The sequence below is a fragment of the Pseudomonas sp. TH34 genome (genome assembly GCF_016650865.1).
In the GTDB taxonomy this organism is placed as follows: Bacteria; Pseudomonadota; Gammaproteobacteria; order Pseudomonadales; family Pseudomonadaceae; genus Aquipseudomonas; species Aquipseudomonas yamanorum.
Genome location: NZ_JAEKFB010000011.1, coordinates 105,506 through 125,167 on the forward strand (window position 1 = coordinate 105,506; position 19,662 = coordinate 125,167).

The 19,662-nt window shown below is 59.3% G+C and carries 20 protein-coding genes; 5 read left to right on the forward strand and 15 right to left on the reverse strand.

Features of this window, described 5'->3' with window-relative positions; translation table 11 throughout:
- Nucleotides 1–104: 104 nt before the first annotated feature.
- From JFU58_RS08175 to JFU58_RS08190, 4 genes are all read right to left on the reverse strand, one after another.
- The gene (locus tag JFU58_RS08175; RefSeq protein WP_093207014.1) at nt 105–620 is read right to left on the reverse strand and encodes a DUF1003 domain-containing protein; all 516 of its coding nucleotides are present in this window, start codon (nt 618–620) and stop codon (nt 105–107) included.
- 80 nt (nt 621–700) lie between these two features.
- Nucleotides 701–2,020, reverse strand: a complete 1,320-nt coding sequence (locus tag JFU58_RS08180; RefSeq protein WP_201140217.1) for a methyl-accepting chemotaxis protein — start codon at nt 2,018–2,020, stop codon at nt 701–703.
- A gap of 238 nt (nt 2,021–2,258) precedes the next feature.
- Entirely contained in the window at nt 2,259–3,317 is a 1,059-nt protein-coding gene (locus tag JFU58_RS08185; RefSeq protein ID WP_063027806.1) for a diguanylate cyclase, read from the reverse strand.
- 189 nt (nt 3,318–3,506) lie between these two features.
- Complete coding sequence (locus JFU58_RS08190; protein ID WP_063027808.1) at nt 3,507–4,127, reverse strand: TetR/AcrR family transcriptional regulator; 621 nt, start codon at nt 4,125–4,127, stop codon at nt 3,507–3,509.
- A 124-nt stretch (nt 4,128–4,251) separates the two neighbouring features.
- Here JFU58_RS08190 and JFU58_RS08195 point away from each other — a divergent pair, with 124 nt between their 5' ends.
- Together JFU58_RS08195 and JFU58_RS08200 are read left to right on the forward strand one after the other, a co-directional pair.
- A complete protein-coding gene (locus JFU58_RS08195; RefSeq protein WP_201140219.1) occupies nt 4,252–5,310 on the forward strand; it encodes an MBL fold metallo-hydrolase in 1,059 nt (352 codons plus the stop codon).
- Between the two features lie 113 nt (nt 5,311–5,423).
- Nucleotides 5,424–6,197: a hypothetical protein gene (locus JFU58_RS08200; RefSeq protein ID WP_201140221.1), complete on the forward strand. Its 774-nt coding sequence runs from the start codon at nt 5,424–5,426 to the stop codon at nt 6,195–6,197.
- A 61-nt stretch (nt 6,198–6,258) separates the two neighbouring features.
- Here the strand turns inward: JFU58_RS08200 and JFU58_RS08205 are convergent, their stop codons facing one another.
- Complete coding sequence (locus JFU58_RS08205; RefSeq protein ID WP_063027814.1) at nt 6,259–7,053, reverse strand: SDR family NAD(P)-dependent oxidoreductase; 795 nt, start codon at nt 7,051–7,053, stop codon at nt 6,259–6,261.
- 116 nt (nt 7,054–7,169) lie between these two features.
- Between JFU58_RS08205 and JFU58_RS08210 the strand changes: the two genes are divergently transcribed.
- Entirely contained in the window at nt 7,170–8,108 is a 939-nt protein-coding gene (locus JFU58_RS08210) for a GlxA family transcriptional regulator (protein ID WP_201140223.1), read from the forward strand.
- Nucleotides 8,109–8,125: 17 nt separating this feature from the next.
- Here the strand turns inward: JFU58_RS08210 and JFU58_RS08215 are convergent, their stop codons facing one another.
- Together JFU58_RS08215 and JFU58_RS08220 are read right to left on the reverse strand one after the other, a co-directional pair.
- A complete protein-coding gene (locus tag JFU58_RS08215; RefSeq protein ID WP_201140225.1) occupies nt 8,126–8,506 on the reverse strand; it encodes a helix-turn-helix domain-containing protein in 381 nt (126 codons plus the stop codon).
- 104 nt (nt 8,507–8,610) lie between these two features.
- On the reverse strand, nt 8,611–9,381 hold the full coding sequence (locus JFU58_RS08220; RefSeq protein ID WP_201140227.1) for an AraC family transcriptional regulator: 771 nt from the start codon (nt 9,379–9,381) through the stop codon (nt 8,611–8,613).
- 115 nt (nt 9,382–9,496) lie between these two features.
- Between JFU58_RS08220 and JFU58_RS08225 the strand changes: the two genes are divergently transcribed.
- The gene (locus JFU58_RS08225; protein WP_201140229.1) at nt 9,497–10,303 is read left to right on the forward strand and encodes a sulfite exporter TauE/SafE family protein; all 807 of its coding nucleotides are present in this window, start codon (nt 9,497–9,499) and stop codon (nt 10,301–10,303) included.
- Here JFU58_RS08225 and JFU58_RS08230 read toward each other — a convergent pair.
- The 6 genes from JFU58_RS08230 to argH all read right to left on the reverse strand — a co-directional run bounded on the left by JFU58_RS08230 (nt 10,300) and on the right by argH (nt 16,709).
- Nucleotides 10,300–11,247 (reverse strand): hypothetical protein, encoded by a 948-nt coding sequence (locus tag JFU58_RS08230; RefSeq protein ID WP_201140231.1) that lies wholly within the window; start codon nt 11,245–11,247, stop codon nt 10,300–10,302. The genes JFU58_RS08225 and JFU58_RS08230 overlap by 4 nt on opposite strands.
- A gap of 64 nt (nt 11,248–11,311) precedes the next feature.
- Nucleotides 11,312–12,481 (reverse strand): MFS transporter, encoded by a 1,170-nt coding sequence (locus tag JFU58_RS08235; protein ID WP_003211499.1) that lies wholly within the window; start codon nt 12,479–12,481, stop codon nt 11,312–11,314.
- A gap of 147 nt (nt 12,482–12,628) precedes the next feature.
- Entirely contained in the window at nt 12,629–13,450 is an 822-nt protein-coding gene (locus tag JFU58_RS08240) for an ABC transporter substrate-binding protein (RefSeq protein ID WP_201140233.1), read from the reverse strand.
- Nucleotides 13,451–13,475: 25 nt separating this feature from the next.
- Nucleotides 13,476–14,240, reverse strand: a complete 765-nt coding sequence (locus tag JFU58_RS08245; protein WP_003211502.1) for an amino acid ABC transporter ATP-binding protein — start codon at nt 14,238–14,240, stop codon at nt 13,476–13,478.
- A gap of 24 nt (nt 14,241–14,264) precedes the next feature.
- Nucleotides 14,265–15,143, reverse strand: coding sequence for an amino acid ABC transporter permease (locus JFU58_RS08250; RefSeq protein WP_063027828.1), 879 nt, complete (start codon nt 15,141–15,143; stop codon nt 14,265–14,267).
- 138 nt (nt 15,144–15,281) lie between these two features.
- Nucleotides 15,282–16,709 carry an argininosuccinate lyase gene (argH, locus tag JFU58_RS08255; RefSeq protein WP_063027830.1) on the reverse strand — a complete coding sequence of 476 codons (1,428 nt, stop codon included), beginning with the start codon at nt 16,707–16,709 and terminating at the stop codon, nt 15,282–15,284.
- Nucleotides 16,710–16,971: 262 nt separating this feature from the next.
- Between argH and JFU58_RS08260 the strand changes: the two genes are divergently transcribed.
- On the forward strand, nt 16,972–17,931 hold the full coding sequence (locus tag JFU58_RS08260; protein WP_201140235.1) for a LysR family transcriptional regulator: 960 nt from the start codon (nt 16,972–16,974) through the stop codon (nt 17,929–17,931).
- Nucleotides 17,932–18,086: 155 nt separating this feature from the next.
- On the opposite strand, the gene JFU58_RS08265 is transcribed toward JFU58_RS08260, so the two are convergent.
- Nucleotides 18,087–18,728 carry an HAD-IB family hydrolase gene (locus JFU58_RS08265; RefSeq protein WP_201140237.1) on the reverse strand — a complete coding sequence of 214 codons (642 nt, stop codon included), beginning with the start codon at nt 18,726–18,728 and terminating at the stop codon, nt 18,087–18,089.
- 71 nt (nt 18,729–18,799) lie between these two features.
- Nucleotides 18,800–19,513 carry an HNH endonuclease gene (locus JFU58_RS08270; RefSeq protein WP_177072017.1) on the reverse strand — a complete coding sequence of 238 codons (714 nt, stop codon included), beginning with the start codon at nt 19,511–19,513 and terminating at the stop codon, nt 18,800–18,802.
- Between the last annotated feature and the right edge of the window lie 149 nt (nt 19,514–19,662).

The window sequence follows — 19,662 nt, forward strand, 5'->3', positions numbered from 1 at the left end:
TGTGGGAGCTGGCTTGCCTGCGATACAGGCGCTGCTGTGCATCAGGCATACCGCGGTGATGCAATCGCAGGCAAGCCAGCTCCCACATTGGATGTGTGGCAGGGTCAGGTTTTGCGCACGAAGTGCTCGTGCATCTCAGTGGTCAACCCTTCGATGCGCTCGGTCAGTTGCTTGGTCATCTCGGTGAGTTTGGTGTTCTGTTCCAGCAGTTCCAGCAATTGCTTGGTGGTCTGCGCTGCCTGGGCCTGGCGTTCCGTGTTGGCCACGGCCAGGGCTTCGCGGTGCTGGGCGTCGGCGTCGGACTGGGCCTTGTCCCGTGCGGCTTGGCGGGTCTGGGCCAGCAGGATCAGCGGTGCGGCATAGGCCGATTGCAGGCTGAACGCCAGGTTCAAGAGAATGAACGGATACACGTCAAAGTGCGTGATGCCGGTCACGTTGAGCACGACCCACAGAATCACGATTGCCGTTTGCGCCCCCAGGAAGGTCGGGGTGCCAAAGAAGCGCGCGAAGGCTTCGGCTTTCAGCGCAAAGGTGTCATTACCGAAGGTCGGTTCGAGATGGGCGTGTTTACGATGAAAGCGCAGGTGGTCAACGTTGGCGTCAGGTTTATCCGGGGTCATGGCGGGCTCGAATCCGTGGTGTAAGACAAGCCACCACTATAGACCGAGCCCTCCACCAGGCACATGAAGAAGCCTGTCGCTTACCTGTTGCCCCGCTCATTGGCAAACGCACTCACCGCCTGCACCGCTTCGCTGGCGCCTTCGCGAATCTGCAGGATCACGGTGCCGGCCTGGTTCGCCAGGTCCACGCCCTGGGCGGCGCGGTCGCGGGTGCCGTCCATGCTGTCGATGGCCTGGCGGGTTTCGCTCTGGATCATCTCGATCATCGACGAAATCTCCGCCGTTGAGCCGCTGGTGCGCGCCGCCAACTGGCGCACTTCATCGGCCACCACCGCAAACCCGCGGCCTTGCTCGCCGGCGCGGGCGGCTTCGATGGCGGCGTTCAAGGCCAGCAAGTTGGTCTGATCGGCGATCCCGCGAATGGTGTTGACGATGGCGGTGATCTGCTGCGAACGCTCGCCCAGCTTGGCGATCAGCGCGGAAGAACCGTCGATGTTGGTGGCAATCTCGCGCATGCCCGTGGCGGTCTGCTGGATCACCTCGGCGCCTTTTTCGGCGAAGTCCCGGGTTTGCAGCGAGATGTGATAAGCCTGGGTGGCGCTTTGGGCGTCGGCGGCGTGTTTCTCCACCATGGCCGTGACGTCGGAAGCGTACTTCACCACCTTGCACAGGCGCCCGCTGGCGTCATACACCGGGTTGTAGTTGGCTTCCAGCCACACCACATGGCCGTTTTTGTCGATGCGTTCGAACTGGCCGTTGAACAGCTCGCCCTGATTCAGCCGTTGCCAGAAATCGCTGTAGGCGCTGCTGTTGGCCAGCTCCGGTGTGCAGAACATGCGGTGATGCTTGCCCTGGACCTGCGCCAGGCTGTAGCCCATGCGATGCAGGAAATTCTGATTGGCGCTGATGATGGTGCCGTCGAGGTTGAACTCGATCACCGCCATGGCGCGATCGATGGCCTGCAACTTGGCGTTGGCTTCGCTCTCCGCCTGCATTTTCGAGGTGACGTCCATGGCGTACTTCACCACTTTCACCACGTTGCCGGATTCGTCGCGCACCGGGTTGTAACTGGCTTCCAGCCAGATCGGCTGGCCGCTGCTGGTCACCCGTTCGAAGGTGCCGGACTGGAATTGGCCGTTGCGCAGTTGTGTCCACAATTGGCCGTACTCGGCGCTGCGGGCAAAGGCCGGGGTACAGAATAGCCGGTGGGACTGGCCCACCACTTGATCGGCGTTGTAACCCATGGCCTTGAGAAAGTTCTCATTGGCTCGCAGGACCATGCCTTGCAGGTCGAATTCGATCACTGCCATGGAGCGGTCGATGGCGTCGAGAAGGCTGGCTTGCTGGGCAAGGGTGGCTTGCAAGGTACTGATGGTTTTTTTATGGGCGTTGAATAGCATGGTCGTGTGCTCGGGGGAAGCAAGCGTCAGGGGTATCCATGGGGGCGCCTGCCACCGTATGGCTCAAGCCTACGGCGAACGTGCTCATTGCCAGCTTCCTTGTGCTGACAGAGGGTGGAACAGCGGGTTCTGAGTCGTATGGTCGGCAAGAAGTTCTACGGCGACCGACCAATGGCGGCATTATGCTATCGGTCGGTGGTAGCTGCGTTTAATTCAGACGAGGTGTAGTTCGCGGGATTCAAGCGCTATGAGCGACCACATAGTCGCTGATATTCACGCGGTTACGGCCAGTGTCCTTGGCCGCATACAGCGCGCGGTCCGCTGCGTTGAGCCACGTGGCCGCGTCGGTGAAGGTGCTTTGAAAAGACGCCAGGCCAATGCTCAGGCTGACCCGCAACTCCGGGATTTCCGGGTTACGGTAATTACTGAACACCTCGCGCATGCGTTCCATGACTTGCGCCGCCTGTTCCATGGGCATGTCCGGAAGAATCACACAGAATTCGTCGCCGCCGTAACGCCCGGCCAGGTCGTTTTCCCGCAGGTTGCGGCGCAGCTCCAGGCTCAGTTGGCGCAGAACCTGGTCACCGATGATGTGCCCGTAGCTGTCGTTGATCTGCTTGAAATGATCGATGTCGATCAGTGCAATGGTGGCGTGGACCTGTTGTTGCTGGCACTTGTGAAACTTCAGGTGCAGCAGGTCTTTCCACGAGCCGTGATTGAGCAGGCCGGTAAGGCTGTCGGTACGGCTCAGGGCGCTCAGGGCACGTTTGTGTTCCGACAGTTTGATCGCCAGGCGGTAGCAGACCATGCCCAGCGCCATGGGATACAGCGTCAGCATGGGCAGGCAGGCGTAGACCTGGACCAGGCTGACGTCGGGGTTGAACTTGATACCGAATAACAGCCATGACACGCCGATGCCCACCAGCTGCGCGACTATCCCGTGGAGGAACAGGCGTTTGCCTCCGGCGGCGACGTTGTTCATGGCCATCATCGACAGGATGGTTACGGCGGTAAGGGGCGTGAATTGGGTGGTGGCCGCCCAGAATCCGCCGAGCAGCGAGTCGTACAGCAGGTTTCGCCGTTCCGCCTTGTAGGGGAAATCGGAGCGAGTGGACAGTTGATACGCCAGGTGCGCCCAGCCAAAACCATTGAACAGCAGCAGCGCCCAGACCCAGCCAGGCATGTGCAGTGGGTAAAGTGCAGCGATGACGCTGATGCAGCCGATGCCCAGGCCGATGATCCTTGGCCTGTAGATACGTCTGGCAAATGACAGCCCTTTGCCTCGTTGGTTTTCCATAAATTCCTGGGTCGATTCTTTTTTTGCAGGTACGACGGCACACGTGATCGGAAAAACCACTGGTCGGATAATACGTGTGAATATTGTCAGTTATTCGCGTGGGAATAATCAGTGTCCTTCCAAGCCATTTGCAAAGGACACAGGGCGAATCAGACAAAAAACGACCTTGGATGTCGTTCCTGTAACAGGTCAGTGCTGCGGCACGACCTCGTAGCCCGCCAGGAACAGGTCGATGGCCGACTCGATGACGTTCGCTTGGGCGTCGGCGTCCAGAGTTGGCTGGCCGAGGGTGATCTGTGGCCAGAAGGCAAAAGCCTTGAGCAGGCTTTGCACCTGGTGGGCGGCGAAGCAGGGGTCGGTGCAACTCAGCCGGCCGTCTTCCTGGGCGGCGCGCACCCATTGGGTGAACCCTTCTTCGCGCTTGCTCAGGCGGTTGACCATGTCCTGGGCGCGTTCCGGCGAGTGGATAGTCGCGGCAATCGCCACGCGGGCCAGGTCGAGGAAGTTGGCGTCCGACATCATCGCCATCTTGGCCTGCAGCAACCCGCGCAGTTGCTCACGCAGCGGGCGGTCGCTGGCGTAGCTGACGTCCAGTTGCGCCACGCTGCTGGCCCACAGTTGATGCAGGATCTCGGCGAACAGTTCTTCCTTGCTAGGGAAGTGGTTGTACACCGTGCGTTTGGAAACCCCTGCGGTGGCGGCAATCTTGTCCATGCTCGTGACCTCGAAACCGTTGTCGCGAAACTCGGCGATGGCGGCTGCCACGATGGCTTCGCGTTTACGGTCGGTGAGGCGCTGAGGTGCAGTCATGGGGGAATTTCGGCTCTGAAGGGAAAATTACACTCGGTAGTTTACTTGCTCCGGGTTTTGTTGCAATCTAGAAACTACACTGTGCAGTGTAATTTCAAGAGCAGTCTGCAGGAGTTCCTCGGTAATGGCCACGATCTCAACCCGTCTCGACAGTTCTTCTTCAGCGCCCAAGTCTTCCGAACAACAGCAAGGTCACTTCACCAATCAGAAGCCCATCCAGCATGGCGGCTTGGGCAAGACCTTGGGCATCATGTGGAAGATGCTTTTCCAGAAGCCCCGCAGCACGCGGCCGGTGGGTGAGATCCCGGTGCAGCCGCTGACCCGTGAGCAACTGTTCGCCGCTCCCGACCACAGCGTGTTCCGCCTTGGGCACTCCACCGTCCTGCTGAAAATGCGCGGCAAGTTCTGGCTGACCGACCCGGTGTTCGCCGAGCGCGCATCGCCGTTCAGTTGGGCCGGCCCCAAGCGTTTCCACCAACCGCCGATCAGCCTTGAAGACCTGCCGCCTATCGAGGCGGTAATCCTTTCCCACAATCACTACGACCACCTGGACCACAAGGCCGTGGTGCAACTGGCGGACAAGACCCGCTATTTCCTCGCGCCCCTGGGCGTGGGCGATACGTTGATCAAGTGGGGTGTGGATGGCAGCAAGGTGCGGCAACTGGATTGGTGGCAGGGCACTGAAGTGGACGGGATTCGCTTTGTTTCCACGCCGGCCCAACACTTTTCCGGGCGTGGCCTGTTCGATGGCAACCAGACGCTGTGGTGCTCGTGGGTGATGATTGACGGCCCGCGGCGGATTTTCTTCAGCGGCGATACCGGCTATTTCGAAGGCTTCAAGCGCATCGGCGAGCAGTACGGTCCGTTTGATCTGACCCTGATGGAAACCGGCGCTTACAACGTCGACTGGCCCCACGTTCACATGCAACCGGAAGAAACGCTGCAGGCGCACATCGACCTGAAGGGCCGCTGGTTGCTGCCGATCCACAACGGCACCTTCGACCTCGCGTTTCATGCGTGGCACGAACCGTTCGACCGGATCATGGCGCTGGCGTGGGAGCGTAATGTGTCGATCACCACGCCGGCGATGGGGCAGGCGTTCATGCTCAATCAGCCGGAGCGCGGGCAGGCCTGGTGGCTGGAAGTCGAGCACGCGGGTAACGAGCAACACGTCGGCGGGTGATAGCGATTTAGATGCAATCCCGCCGCTGAGTTGCAGGTTGTTTCCGACCTACAGCCGTCCCGATAAAAGGATGCAATCATCCCTCGAAAATCAGTTTCGAGGCGTGGGCGTATATGGACGACAACGGTAGGAAGGTCACAGCGTCGGGCGCGTTGTGTCTGTTCAAACAGACAGTCTCGGGGGACAGTTCTGTTCCCCCGGCTTGCGCTCCGACCGTCAGCCAGGGCGTCGTGTTTGGCGCTGATACTGGCGGTGTAATCGTCAGCTCCGGCGATCACCCGAGCGGCCTGGAGTTTGGCTCCTCGAGCGGCTACGGCCCCAGGTTCGATATCCCTGGCCCCATGATGCGCGCCGTGCGCGACCCTTCGTTATCACTGATCGCCCTCGGCGGCGTCGACCCTGAGGGGCCGGTGATGGTGGAGATCCCGCCGGTCGCCGATGCGGGTCATCTGATCAACACACGCCCGTTGGCGGGCAGCCGCATTGGTTTTGCCAGTGAATATGTTGCAGGTGATGTTCGGGAAACGATCGAACACAGCGCGCACTTTGCTCAAGTACTGAACGTACTGCGTACAGCCGGTGCGGAGTTGGTGCCTGTGCATGCGCGGGTGATGGATGACGCGCGCCATTTCACCCTGGACCCTGGCAACGAGATTAACGATCGGGTCACGGAAAATCGGCTCGATGGGTTGGTGTCCGATGCGCAAAGTGCCGCCTTTCATCAAGCAGCCACTGCGGGTAACCCAAGGATACGTATACCCACTGGTACTGGCCCGGATGGGGTTTCAACGTTTGTGTGGTTCTATGGCGCTTATTGGGCCGGTGATGGTCTGGCAGCGCTGGCGCAACGCTGTCGGTTGGTATTGTCGGCGCAGACGCCCCAATGATGAACAGGCTTCCCAGGCAATCAGGAAGCCTGCGTTTACCTCCGGCCTGCGCCAGCCCGGCTTACTTCAACCCATAACGAGCGGCGGGTTCACGGTGCGACAGGTTCGGGCCCAGGGCCAACCGGGCGCTTTCGTAGGTGTCCCAATCTGCGCTGTCCGGCAGGGACGGAATCGTCACGGCTTCGCCTTGAGCCAGGCCGGCGAGGGCTGCGTCCACCAGGTTTTCCGTGGTCATTACCATGGTTTCCGGCAGGTTGTTTACCGGCAGGCCGGCGATGTCCCAGAACTCCGTGGCGGTGGCGCCCGGCAGTACCACTTGAACCACCACGCCCTTGTCGCTCAGCTCATGCTGCAACGATTCGCTGAAGGCCTGCACAAACGCCTTGGTGCCGCCATACACCCCGTTCAGCACTTTGGGCGCGAGGGCGACAATCGAGCCAATGTTGATAATCGTCCCACGGCCCTGGGCGACAAAGTTGGTTGCCGCCGCTTTGGCCAGGCGGGTCAGCGCCAGTACGTTAAGCAGAATCATCGCGTCCATTTTGTCGGCGTCAGACTCCAGCAGCGAAGCTGTGGCGCCCACACCGGCGTTGTTCACCAGCAGGCTGATACGGCTGTCGTCCTGCGCAAGCCGAGCAATACGCGCCAAGTCGGCCGGCAGATTGAGATCGGCCGCTATCACTTCAACGTCGCGTTGGGTGCTGGCTTTCAAGCGTATTGCCAATTGCTCCAGGCGTTGCTGGTTGCGGGCCACCAGAATCAGATCGTAGCCGGCACGGGCCAGGCGGTCGGCATACACCGCGCCAATTCCTGACGAAGCACCGGTAATCAGGGCATAACCTTTATGTTGCGACATGGCAGTTGCTCCAAAGGGGCCGGGGAGGGGATCGGCCTTGTTGGAACCAAGATTATGGGTGTAATGTGGTGGCCGCAATGTCATATATCCCTCCTTTAGAGACATGAGGTTTGGCCATGGTGTCCGTTGGTATCGTGCTGTTTCCCGGTTTCCAGGTGCTGAGCCTGTCCACCAGCAGCGTGTTCGAATTTGCCAACTTCGTGGTCGGACGACCGTTCTACCGCGTGGATTTGCTGTCGGAGCATGGCGGGCCGGTCAAAAGCTCCATGGGCTTTTCCATTGATAGCCTGGCGTTCGGGCAGCAGGACTACGACACGATTGTGGTGCTGGGGGATAACGAATTACTCGAGCCCACTCCTGGCATGGTGGCGTATCTACAGGCGTCATTGAAGTCGTCGCGCCGGGTTACGTCGGCCTGCACCGGTTCGTTCCACCTGGCAGCGGCCGGGTTATTGGAAGGGCGCAAGGCAACCACCCACTGGTACCACGCCATGACGTTTCGCCAGCGCTACCCCAACGTGAAGCTGGAAGAAGACCGGATCTTCACCGTCGATGGTCCGCTCTGGACATCGGCCGGGATGACCGCCTGTATCGACTTGGCCCTGGCCTTGGTCGAGCACGACTTGGGCGTGGAAGTGGCCCGCGACGTGGCGAAAAAACTGGTGGTCTACCATCGCCGTGCCGGTGGCCAGTCGCAATTCTCGGCGCTGCTGGAACTGGACCCAAAGTCCGACCGCGTACAAACCGCCCTGGCCTGGGCCAAAGGGCATCTGCGTGAGGACCTCTCGGTAGAGCAACTAGCCGAAGCGGCACACCTCAGCCCGCGCCAATTCAGCCGACTTTTCCGCGCCGAAACCGGCCAATCCCCGGCCAAGGCGGTGGAACACCTGCGCATTGAAGCCGCGCGCTTGATGCTCGAATCCGGCAGCCACTCCATCGACGTCGTCGCCCGAGAGACGGGCTTCGGTGACCCGGAGCGCATGCGTCGAGCCTTCCTGCGAGCGTTTGGCCAACCGCCACAAATGATCCGTCGGGCGTTGCAGTTGCAGGCGTAAGTTGATGGCCTTGCGCGCTACGCACCATTGGGCTGAGGTGTTGTTGGGTCAATGGATGCCGCTGTTGAATCCAGAAACCGGGAGATGATCCCTTTTGCGGCAGGTTGTGCCGGAGTGCTGGCGCGGCCCCGCACATTCATCCCCCAACCCGGCGCAAACCCCGGGAAAAACACCAACCCTTCAGCCTCCAGGCGAAACGCCAGACTCAGGCGGACAGCATCATCCACATCGCCATTGCTCTCAAACCGCTGAAGGGCGTCCACTTCCACATCCGCTTCCCGGGCCAGGTCTTCCCGGCTCCAGCCCAGCATCAGGCGGGCCTGGACACTGTGCCGTGGGGTGAATTGATGAAGGACGATCTGCTGTTCTACGGTGTTGCTCATTGCCAGAGAGGACATGGGCTTTCTCCAGGTTCGACGGGGGAAGGCAAACTATACTGTGTTTTTGTACAGTTGTTTCTACCGCTCATCAACTGGATGGTTTCGATAGGGCTGCCGCCGGTCTATTTCGCCCCATCCAGGTAGGTGCTCGGCGACTGGCCAAGCACTCGCCGAAACATGCTGGAAAACGCCGCCGGGTTTTCGTAGCCCAGGTCCAGGGCGATCCGGGTGACGGTTTCGCCGCTGGCCAGGCGTGCCAGGGCCTGCACCACACAGGCTCGTTGGCGCCATTGCACGAAACTCAAGCCGGTGTGTTGGCGGAAATGCCGGCTGAAGGTGCGCAGGCTCAAGTGCGATTGTTCGGCCCATTGAATCGGTGACTGGTGCACGTCCGGCCGCTGCAGAAACGCCAGGCACAGGGCAAGCAGGCGTGGGTCCTCCGGCAGCGGGATATGCAGGGGCAAGTGCGTGGCGCGAGCCAGTTCATGCAACAGCAGGCTGACCAGCGTACCGTCGCGGCCGGTCTCGTCGTATTCCAGCGGCATTTCCACCGCCTCCATCAGCAACTGTCGCATCAGGGGTGAAACGTTGATGACGTGGCAGCTGGCTCCCAAGTCGGCGACGGCGTGCGGTTCGATATACAGGCTGCGCGTCGACACACCGATCATCAGCACTTCATGGGGCACCTGGGCGGGAATCCACACCGCACGCTGGGGCGGCACAACCCAGTTGCCTTGCTGGGTGCTGACTTGCATCACCCCGGTGGCGCCATACAACAGCTGGCCGCGCCGATGGCTGTGGCGCTTGAGCAGATAGCCGTGGGGATAGTCGGTGCCGATTGCCACGACCGTTCGCGGTGTCAGGTCGAGCTGAGCGATGGAAACGTTGCGCATGGAGCTGATTCCGGAAGTGGCAATATCTCACACATTATTGGCCGACTTGCGCAAGCGGGCCAAGCCTTGAATCTCTATCGTCGACAGCTCTCCCTGATGCTGAAGGCGATTCTTGATGTTCTATCTATTACTGGCACTGTTCGGCTGCATGACCGGCGTGACGGCGGTGCTGTTCGGCTTCGGCGGCGGGTTCGTGGTAGTGCCGTTGCTGTACGGCATGCTCAAGCTCAGCCACGACGCGGGCGTGAGTGCATCGGCGATGCATATCGCGGTCGCCACCTCCACCTGCGTGATGATCGTCAACGCGCTGATCGCCACTGGAAAACACCGTCGCAAAGGTAATCTGATTCGCCATTACCTGTGGCCGTTGGGCGGGTACATCGGGATCGGCGCCGTGCTGGGCGCAGGGACTGCGATGTTCGCCAGCGGCGATTTCATGCGGTACGCCTTTATCGCCTACCTGGCCGTCACCATCGTCGATTGCCTGTTACGCAGGGGCTTTCTCAGTCAGGACGACAGGCTCCAGCCACGACGCCTGAGCGGCGCGGAAGTGACGGGTGGTGGCATCGCCATTGGCGTGATCGCCACCTTCCTGGGCGTGGGCGGCAGCGTGATGACCGTGCCACTGTTGCGCCGTTGCGGCTTGAGCATGTCCCAGTCCACGTCCATGGCTAACCCGTTGAGCGTGCCGGTGGCGCTGGCCGGTACGTTTACCTACATGCTCATGGCAGGATTCGCCAAGGTGGAATTGGGCGCGTGGTTTGTCGGCTATGTCGACTTGCTGGCGTTTGCCATCCTCACCCTGGGTTCGCTGCTGGGCATTCGCCTGGCCACACCGTGGATCGGCCGCATCCCGGATGCACTGCATGCGCGGGTGTATATCGGGTTGTTGGGCGTGGTGATGGTGAGCATGTTGCTCTAGGTTTCCAACCCCGGCGCCTCGCGAATAATCAGGTGATCCAGGTTCTCGATATTGGCACTGAACACCCCGAACGTCTGCTCGGGGTTCTTCTTGCTCGGTACCTGTTTCAACTCCGGCGTCACCCCGTAGAAGAAGCAATACAACGTTCGATCACTGTCCACCGCCGCCTTGATCTGCTCCAGGAACGCTTTACGCTTGCGGTAGTTCTCGATCAGTTTTTTGCTCAGGTAAACATTGATGGAGTAGGGCTTCTTGTCGAGCCAGGCTTTCTTTTCGAAGTCGATGCGAAAGCTGCTGGTGTAGTCCTTGATCTCCTTGATCTTGCCCCAGTAGATCAGGCCTTTGTTGTCTTGCAGGTATTCGATCTTCTTGAAAAACGTCCAGTAGGTCGCGGTGTGATCGCCGATCTTCAAGGGCATGCTTTTGAGCTTTTCCTTGTCGTCGATATTCGACACGTAGCATTCCACTGGGTGGGCAAAGACGCTGGTCTTGTCCGGGGTGGTGTCGCTTGAGCTGTGAGACAGGGCGTTGCGGGTTGTCGGCGTTTTCGAAGGTTCTTGCGGGGTGCCAGCCTCGGCACCGATGACCGGCGTTTTGCGTTCGTACTGGCGTCGCGTCAGGACAAATTCCGACGGGAAATTTTCCTCCGGCCCATCCTCAGCTTCGCCTTTTCCGGCAGGGCGACTGGCGTACCGGCAACCCTCGATATGCCGGGTGCTGGGGATGTTCTTGAAGTGCGGCGTGCGCAGGTAATTGACGTTTTTTGCGTTGAAGGTGCCCAACACATTGCCCACTGCAAACGCCGCCCGGCATTCGTCGTTGGGGCACAGGAAACTGTCCTTGTCGGAATCGAAGGCGGCGGTTTCGTCGAAATTCAGGTCGCGCACGTCATAGATCGACAGCTTGTCGTCGAGACTCAGGCTGTAGGCCGTGTCGAATTTCATGGGGCTCGGGTCCGTGAGAGATTTCGCTATTAATAGCGGGATATTGCGCAAATATCAGTAGAAATTACGCGCGGACCACTACGCGCCGTCCACTCAGGAAACACAAGGTGCCACCCACCGCTGTCAGCCCGCTGAGTACATAGAACATTGAGGCGGGCGATGCGTTGATCAGCAGGTAGCCGCAGATCACCGGGCTCAGCGCCCCGCCAAATGCCGCCAGGTTTTGTGCGCCGTAATAACTACCGCGCAGGGCGTCCGGGGCGATGGTGTCGATAAACAGGAATTCGGAGGGGTAGATGATCATCTCCCCGAGGGTGAACACAAACATCGCGACACACCACGACACCAGGCCGTCCGCCATACTGAAGCCGATCAACCCGGCAATAAACAGCGAGGTACCGAGCACGATCCAGTAGCGCAGTTGCTCACGCTTGAGGAAGCGGCCGATCTGGTACTGCATCAGGATCACCGTGATGGCGTTGCACGCCAGCACCGCAGAAAGAATTTTCAGCGCGTTCTCCGGCTTGTAGGCTACCAGCAGAAACTGCGACAGATACAGGGTGTAGCGCCCGTGGACAATGGTGCTCAACAGGCTGCCGCTGGTAAACAGGATCAAGGTGCGATCGCTGCGCAGGGTCCGCAGGGTGCTGAGAAAACTTAAGGGTTTGTTGCTGTCGTCGCGTTGGGTCGGCGGGATGCCGATCATCAGGAACAGGCTGCCAAAGGCAATCGCGCTGGCGATCAGGAACGGTGCCAGGGGCATCTGGCCGGCAATCACCACGCCGAGCATCGGGCCGGTGGCGTAGCCGACATTGGTCAGGGTGTAGCGCAGGGAAAACACCTTGGCCCGCTGGCCCACAGGCAGGTTCTCGCTGATGATCGCCTTGGAGCCGATCAGGAACAGCGCCGAAGCAGCTTCGGTGATCACCAGGGTCAGGGTGGTCAGGTACAGGTTGCTGGCAAAGGTCAGCAACAGAAAGCCGATGGAGCTGGAGAGCATCGCCAGGATCAGCAGCTTGCGCTTTTCCAGGCGGTCGATGATGTAGCCACCGTAGAGGCCCAGCAGGGTGGCGATGAAGACGGCGATGCCCATCAGCAAGCCGATGTCTTGCTGGTTGAGGCCCAGGCGGGTGCTCAGCAACAGGGCGAGCAATGGGCTGGTCATGGCGCGGCTGACGACGATGGTCACCGAGCAGATCATCAGGCGGCGGATTACCAGGGAGTACGTGGCCACGGTGGGGCGGATGTCCTTATTCTTTTTTCAAGGCGATGAAGATCCAGTGTGGGAGCGGGCTTGCTCGCGAATGCGGTGTGTCAGTGCCAAATGTACCGGCTGATCCACCGCATTCGCGAGCAAGCCCGCTCCCACATTTAGATCCAGTTACTGGCCGGCATTGATGCTGATCTTCTCAACCGCACCCTGCTCCAGATCCCACTTCTGCAGAATCTTGCCGTACGTCCCGTCATCAATCATGCCCTGCAACGCCTCACTGATGGCCGTGACCAACTCGGTATTGCTCTTCTCAATCCCAAGCCCCGTGAACTGCTTGGAAATCGCCAGGCCCACCGGCTTGTATTTACCTTTGTCCAGCGACATCAGGTAAGGAATAGTTTCACTGCCCTGCATCGCCGCATCCAGACGGTTCTGCTGCAACTGCGCCCGCGCATCCGCCGAGCCCTCGGTACCAATCACCACGATGGCTGGCTTACCGGCCTTTTCGCAGTTTTCCTTGCTCCACGCGGCAATTTCCGACGGCCAGGTGGTACGTCGGCTGGTGCCGACTTTTTTACCGCACAGGTCAGTCAATTCCTTGAGGTCTTCACGCTTGGCCAGGGTGTACAACTGCGGGCCGCTGGTGAAGTAATCAATGAAGGTCACCGACTTCTGACGCTCGGCGGTGTCGGTCATGCCCGACAGCACAATGTCCACACGCTTGGTGGTCAGGCCGCTGAGCATCTGTTCGAAGCCGGTTTCCTGCCACTTGATCTTCACACCCAGGCGCTCGGCCAGGGCGTTGCCCAGGTCAAAGTCCAGGCCGGTGAGTTTGTTGGTGGCGGTGTCCTTGAAATCCATCGGCGGGTAGTTCGGCACGATGGCCGCGCTGATCTCACCCTTGTCCTTGATCGCTGCCGGCAATGCCGCCAAAACCGAAGTGGAGGCCATCAGGCCTACGAGCAAACTTGGAAGAAACAGATTTTTCATGGGGGCGTTCTCGTTAGTTTTTTAGTTAAGTGCGAACGGCAGAAATAAAGCTTTGGGTACGCGGGTTTTGTGGGCTTATTAGAATTTCTTCAGGGCTGCCGGCTTCCACAATCTGGCCGGCATCCATAAACACCATGCGGTTGGACACTTCGCGGGCGAAGCCCAATTCATGGGTGACCACAATCATGGTCATGCCGGTGGTGGCCAAATCGCGCATCACCGACAGCACTTCTCCTACCAGCTCCGGGTCGAGGGCTGACGTGGGTTCGTCAAACAGCATCAGCTTGGGACGCATCGCCAACGCACGGGCAATCGCCACACGCTGTTGCTGGCCGCCGGACAATTCCACCGGGTAGGCATTGCGCTTGTCCGCCAGGCCAACCCGGGCCAGCAACTCCAGGGCGTCCTCGGTGGCTTCCTTGGGCGAGCGCTTGAGCACCTGGCACGGGCCTTCGATGATGTTCTGCAACACGGTCATGTGCGGGAACAGATTGAAGCGCTGAAACACCATGCCGGTGGCCAAGCGCTGACGGGCGATCTGTGATTCATTCAACTCATGCAGCTTGTTGCCGACGACCCGGTAACCCACCAGCTCGCCGTCGACCCACAGGCCGCCCTTGTCGATTTTTTCCAGCTGATTGACGCAGCGCAGCAGGGTACTTTTGCCAGAGCCGGACGGGCCGATAATGCACAGCACTTCGCCTTGTTCGACTTCCAGGTTGATGTCCTGCAATGCGTGATACTGGTCGTAATACTTGTTCAGGTTCACGGCCTTGACGATGCTTCTCATGGGGCAAATCTCCTCAGTCAGGGCTTACGAGCGCTTGCCGGCGCCGCGGGCAAAACGACGCTCGAGGCGGCTCTGACCGAATGAAAGAACAGTCACCACCGCCAGGTACCAGATGCCGGCAACAATCAGCAGCTCCATGACCCGGGCGTTGGCGTAGTAGATGTTTTGTGCGTTGTGCAGCAGCTCCGAGTACTGGATCACACTTGCCAGGCTGGTCATTTTCACCATGCTGATGAACTCGTTGCCTACAGGCGGAATGATCACCCGCATCGCCTGGGGCAGAATTACCCTACGCAGCGCCTGAAGGCTCGGCATGCCAATCGACTTGGCGGCTTCGTACTGGCCGGTGTCCACCGACAACAGGCCGGCGCGCACCACCTCAGCGGTGTAGGCACCCTGGTTGATGCTCAGGCCGAGGAGGGCGGCCACGAACGGCGTCATCAGGTCCACGGTGTCGATGCTGAACAGCCCGGGAATCGCGATCACCGGGAAAATCAGCGCCAGGTTGAACCACAACAGCAGTTGCAGAATCAGCGGCGTACCCCGGAACAACCAGGTGTAGGTGATGGCCACATAACGCAGGATCGGGTTGGCCGACATGCGCATGATCGCCGTGATCACCCCGATCACCACCCCCAGCGCCATGGCCAGGATCGACATGATGATGGTGTTCACCAGGCCCCAGATGATCGCCTCGGACGTAAGGAACTGACCGATGTAGGACCATTCAATCTGGCCGTTGGCGAATGCACGCAACAAGGCGGCCAGTGCGACCACGATCAAAGTGGCGAACACCATCCGACCGTAATAGCGACGGGGCACATGCTCGTACTTCGTGATATCGAACTGGTTCTCGGTCTGCTGGCGCTCGGCTTGCAAGCGCTCTGCCGGGGTTTGTTTCATGGTGACTCTCCAAAACAACTGAATACACTGATCGTTCCCACGCTCTGCGTGGGAATGCAGCAAGGGATGCTCTGCGTCCCAAAAGCGTGACGCGGAGCGTCACAGGAGGCATTCCCACGCAGAGCGTGGGAACGATCTTTAAATTCGAAAGCCGGTGTAGTTTTCTGCCCACTTCTGTTGCGCAGCCAACGCCACCTTCAACCGCCCAATCTGCTCCCTGACCCGCTCCGGCGCCGTACCACCCCAACCACTGCGCGCCGCAATCGCCGCTTCCAGGGTCAGGCACTCACGCACTTCCGGCGTCAGCCGCGTATCCACCTCCGCCAACAACGCCGGCGAGGCTTCCCACAATTCAATCTCATGCTTCTCACAGGCCTGCACCAACGCGCCGGTAATCTCGTGGGCCTCCTTGAACGGCACACCGCGAGTGGCCAACCAATCCGCCACCTCCGTCGCCAGGGTGAAACCCATCGGCGCCTGACGCCGCAGCTCTTCCACCTGCACCTTCATCGTCGCGACCATCCCGGCCATCGCTGGCAGCACCAGCAGCAAGGTATCCACGCTGTCCAACACACTGTGCTTGTCTTCACTCAAATCGCGGTTGTACGACAGCGGCAAGGACTTGAGCGTCGACATCAACCCGGTCAGGTTGCCAATCAACCGCCCGGCTTTACCCCGCGCCAATTCGGCAATGTCCGGGTTCTTCTTCTGCGGCATGATCGAGCTACCGGTGGCGTAGGCATCGTCCAACTGCACCCAGCGAAACTGCCGCGACGACCACAGGCAAAACTCCTCCGACAGCCGCGAAATATTCACCCCGAGCATGCCCGCCACAAACAGAAACTCCGCCACGTGGTCACGACTGGCTACAGCATCGATAGAGTTTTCGCACGGCCCGGTGTAACCCATCTCCTTGGCCGAATGCTCCGGCTGGCGCGCAATCGCCGAGCCGGCCATCGCCGCAGCACCCAACGGCGACAACGCCGTACGCGCATCCCAATCAACCAGGCGCTGCACATCCCGCAGCATCGATTGCGCATGGGCCAGCAAGTGATGGGCGAACACAATCGGCTGCGCCTGCTGCAAGTGGGTGAAGCCCGGGCAAATACTCTCGATATGCTGCTCGGCCTGGTCCACCAGCGCCTGCTGCAACCCCAGCACCTCGGTGGCGATGGTGCGCGCGTGGTCCCGCAGGAACAGGCGCAAATCGTTGGCCGTCTGGTCATTGCGCGAACGCCCGGCGCGCAACTTGCCGCCCAAGGCGCCCAAACGCTCGGTCAACACCCGCTCGATGAAAGTGTGCACGTCTTCGTCATCCAGCGTCGGATGCAGGCGGCCAGCGGCAAAGTCCTCACCAATCCGGTCCAGTGCTTCCAGGGTGCGCAAGGTTTCCGACTCATCCAGCAACCCGGCCCGCTGCAACTCACGGGCATGGGCCCGGGAGCCGGCCAGGTCGTAGGGCGTCAGGCGAAAATAGCGCTCGGGGCAACGGGACAGCGCCGCCAAAGCAGCAGACGGGCCGGACTTGAAACGAGCACCCCAGAGGCGATCGGTGGGCTGAGACATGGTGTTCCTCACGCTTGTTTTTAGAAGTGACAAGCCCGGTGGACGTGGCTTGGCCTTATGGATTCGGAGGGCAGTAGCAAAACGAAAAGTCCTGATCGTAGTGTCAGGTTTTTATGGGCGTTAAATCAGCCGGTAAAAGCTGTTCAACCCGCTGTATTCAAGGTTGCCAAGGGCGGTTAAGTATGTTCATTATTGCCGCCCGGCGATGTTCATGGAGTAGGTCAAAGCCTGTTGAAGATGGCACTTGAGGTCAACACGTATTATGGAAACCCCACTTTCCAATTCTGGAAACATACCGCCAAAACCCGGCACAAGACCTGCGCTGCAACTCAGCGGCCTGGACTTCAAATTGCTGCGGGTGTTCAAGGCTGTGGTCGAAGCGGGCGGCTTCAGCGCGGCGCAGAATGAGCTGAATGTGGGCCTGGCGGCAATCAGCAAGCAGATTTCCGACCTCGAAATTCGCATCGGCATGCGCCTGTGTACGCGAGGGCGCGAAGGGTTTGGCCTGACCGAAGAAGGAAAATTAGTCTATCAAGCGTCCATTGAATTATTTGCCTCGGTAGACAGTTTCAGAGACAAGCTTAGTTCGGCACAGAATGAACTGATCGGCGACCTTAGTGTGGGCGTTATTGATAACACCGTCTCTGACCTTAATTCTCCGCTGATTAACGCGTTGGGAAAATTACATACAGAATCGCCAAAGATAAGATTGCGCCTACATGCCTCGCAATTGGACGAAGTTGAACGGGGCGTGGTGGAAGGCCGGCTGATTGTCGGCATCGTCCCGGTGTACCAGCGCCGGGAAGAATTCGATTATTTCCCGCTGTACGAAGAAAAGTCCCACGCATACTGCGCCATCGGGCATCCGCTTTTTGAAGCGAGTGACATCAACGCAGATGTGTTGCGCCAGCACGAAGTGGTCAACCATCGTTACGCGATCCACAGCGACAAGGCCAACTTCGTCAGCTACGACAGCCAGTCCGCCTCGGCCTCCCAGGTAGAAGCCGTCGCCATCCTCATCCTCACGGGCCGCTTCCTGGGCTTCCTCCCGGAACACTACGCCGCGCCGCTGGTGAGGGAAGGGCGCCTGCGCGCGTTATGCCCGGAGCAGATCCACCTGAGCACACCGTTCAACCTCATCCTGCGCCACAACGCCCCGCGAAGCCCGCTGGTCAAAGCCTTCGCAACGGCACTAGGCGTGGACCTCAAAGCGCCAATCTAACGAATTCCGACCCACCCTTAGAACCTACAGAGATCCCCTGTGGGAGCTGTCGAGCTTTAGCGAGGCTGCGATGGCATCGACTCGGTTTCCCTGTCCTACCGAACCCTCAGCATCACCCCTGCACTCGACCCCTAGCACCCCATGCTAGTGCGCGATCACCGCAGTTGTTTGCGCTTCTTCTTCGCATGAAAATGCCGAAAATGCGCATCCTGCGCCGCCGCCAACAACTCCCGATCCCCGCGCGTATCACCCCAGGCCCTGAGCCGATACTCCCCCAGATCCCCATAAACCGCCTCAAGCCGAAGCACCTTATTCTCACACCGGCAATTATTCCCCGTGAGCTTGCCCGTCAACACCCCGTCCACCACCTCAAGCTCAGTACCAATCAACCGGATCCCAAGCCGATCCGCAAACGGCTGCAACACCAACGCCGGCGACGCCGAACACAACGTCACCACCGCCCCGGACTTCACCTCATCGGCCACCGATTGCAGACCGGTAGGCCGCATCAACTTGTTCCAATAGGCCTGGCAATACGCTTCAGCTTTCTGCTGAACCCACGCCTTATCCACGCCGGTCATAAAGGTGCGGATCAACTGCGCCTTGAGCTCATCACGGCTAATGACCCGCAACAGAAACTGCACGCCAGGCACCGCGAGCTTCACCATCCTGCGCATAAACTCGCCTTTACCAAAGGCGAACTTCAGGAACGGCACGAAACTGTCGTGGTGGGTCAGGGTGCCGTCGAAGTCAAAGACGGAGAGTACTTTGGCATCCAAGGGGCCGGATTCGAGCATGTCTGGGTTCACGGGCGGGTCTCGGTCCTATCTAGTAATTTTGGTAACGCATGAGCTGTGACCGCAGAATTCTACTCCTCTCTCAATCTTTTGATTTTCGAGTAAAGCCCTTTGGTGAATTCACCACGGTCATTTGAGCGGTGACAACGCTGATGGCAATTGGGGCACAAGGCTACAGCATTGGTAACGCGATCCGAACCCTTCTGGGCAAGGTGCTTGACGTGATGTACTTCAAGAAATGGCTCGCCATCATCACCTGTGAACGGTGCCGGCTTATCGCAACCCTCGCAAATACCACTTGCTAGCCGTCGAACCTGCTTTCGTACATGGAGCGCGCGCGCAAAGGAAATGCTGACAGTAAATAGTTGCCGTGGATTAAGAATGCCCTGAGGCTCTATTTGAAGTAAGGGCTTCGAGACAGTGGGGGGGCTCCTAGGTAGCGGTTTATCTGCCGTAGCGATATCAATCTCTGGATAGAGGCCTATTTTCGAAACCAATACTTTGCGAATACGCTCATTCACTCTGGCTCCGACATTTTTTGCAGGCCTGTATCCGGTGATACACCGCAGGCCCATTAGCTCGATTACGGCTGATATGTTTTGCATGCGGTACTCGACAGACGAAGCGCTACGCAGCCTCAGTGGCCCCTCGCGTAACAGTCGATTTTCGACCGATTTGTTGAAGGCTTTTCCGTTCTGTTCAAGCGCCCACATTCTCAAATAAGCGTCGACTGAGGCTTCAAGCTCGTCGTCACTCCAGCCAGTCTTAGCTTTTTTCGTATCCATACAGCCGCCGAAGGTAGAAAACCCTCGGACGATACTGAGTGGCCACTAGCACGTCCACGAAATTTCCTACGAGCCTGTAGGAATTGGCACTCTGCAAATACAAAAAAGCCCTGAACAAGTCAGGGCTTTTCAGTTGGCTCAGGAATCAA

Excerpts from the sequence above, each read along its gene's own strand:
- JFU58_RS08225 (WP_201140229.1), top strand. The coding sequence starts at position 9,497 with ATGTTCTATCTATTACTGGCACTGTTCGGCTGCATGACCGGCGTGACG.
- JFU58_RS08260 (WP_201140235.1), top strand. The coding sequence starts at position 16,972 with ATGGAAACCCCACTTTCCAATTCTGGAAACATACCGCCAAAACCCGGC.
- JFU58_RS08200 (WP_201140221.1), top strand. The coding sequence starts at position 5,424 with ATGGACGACAACGGTAGGAAGGTCACAGCGTCGGGCGCGTTGTGTCTG.
- argH (WP_063027830.1), bottom strand. The coding sequence starts at position 16,709 with ATGTCTCAGCCCACCGATCGCCTCTGGGGTGCTCGTTTCAAGTCCGGC.
- JFU58_RS08230 (WP_201140231.1), bottom strand. The coding sequence starts at position 11,247 with ATGAAATTCGACACGGCCTACAGCCTGAGTCTCGACGACAAGCTGTCG.
- JFU58_RS08190 (WP_063027808.1), bottom strand. The coding sequence starts at position 4,127 with ATGACTGCACCTCAGCGCCTCACCGACCGTAAACGCGAAGCCATCGTG.
- JFU58_RS08270 (WP_177072017.1), bottom strand. The coding sequence starts at position 19,513 with ATGGATACGAAAAAAGCTAAGACTGGCTGGAGTGACGACGAGCTTGAA.
- JFU58_RS08245 (WP_003211502.1), bottom strand. The coding sequence starts at position 14,240 with ATGAGAAGCATCGTCAAGGCCGTGAACCTGAACAAGTATTACGACCAG.
- JFU58_RS08265 (WP_201140237.1), bottom strand. The coding sequence starts at position 18,728 with ATGCTCGAATCCGGCCCCTTGGATGCCAAAGTACTCTCCGTCTTTGAC.
- JFU58_RS08215 (WP_201140225.1), bottom strand. The coding sequence starts at position 8,506 with ATGTCCTCTCTGGCAATGAGCAACACCGTAGAACAGCAGATCGTCCTT.
- JFU58_RS08180 (WP_201140217.1), bottom strand. The coding sequence starts at position 2,020 with ATGCTATTCAACGCCCATAAAAAAACCATCAGTACCTTGCAAGCCACC.
- JFU58_RS08210 (WP_201140223.1), top strand. The coding sequence starts at position 7,170 with ATGGTGTCCGTTGGTATCGTGCTGTTTCCCGGTTTCCAGGTGCTGAGC.
- JFU58_RS08175 (WP_093207014.1), bottom strand. The coding sequence starts at position 620 with ATGACCCCGGATAAACCTGACGCCAACGTTGACCACCTGCGCTTTCAT.
- JFU58_RS08220 (WP_201140227.1), bottom strand. The coding sequence starts at position 9,381 with ATGCGCAACGTTTCCATCGCTCAGCTCGACCTGACACCGCGAACGGTC.
- JFU58_RS08240 (WP_201140233.1), bottom strand. The coding sequence starts at position 13,450 with ATGAAAAATCTGTTTCTTCCAAGTTTGCTCGTAGGCCTGATGGCCTCC.
- JFU58_RS08205 (WP_063027814.1), bottom strand. The coding sequence starts at position 7,053 with ATGTCGCAACATAAAGGTTATGCCCTGATTACCGGTGCTTCGTCAGGA.
- JFU58_RS08185 (WP_063027806.1), bottom strand. The coding sequence starts at position 3,317 with ATGGAAAACCAACGAGGCAAAGGGCTGTCATTTGCCAGACGTATCTAC.
- JFU58_RS08195 (WP_201140219.1), top strand. The coding sequence starts at position 4,252 with ATGGCCACGATCTCAACCCGTCTCGACAGTTCTTCTTCAGCGCCCAAG.
- JFU58_RS08250 (WP_063027828.1), bottom strand. The coding sequence starts at position 15,143 with ATGAAACAAACCCCGGCAGAGCGCTTGCAAGCCGAGCGCCAGCAGACC.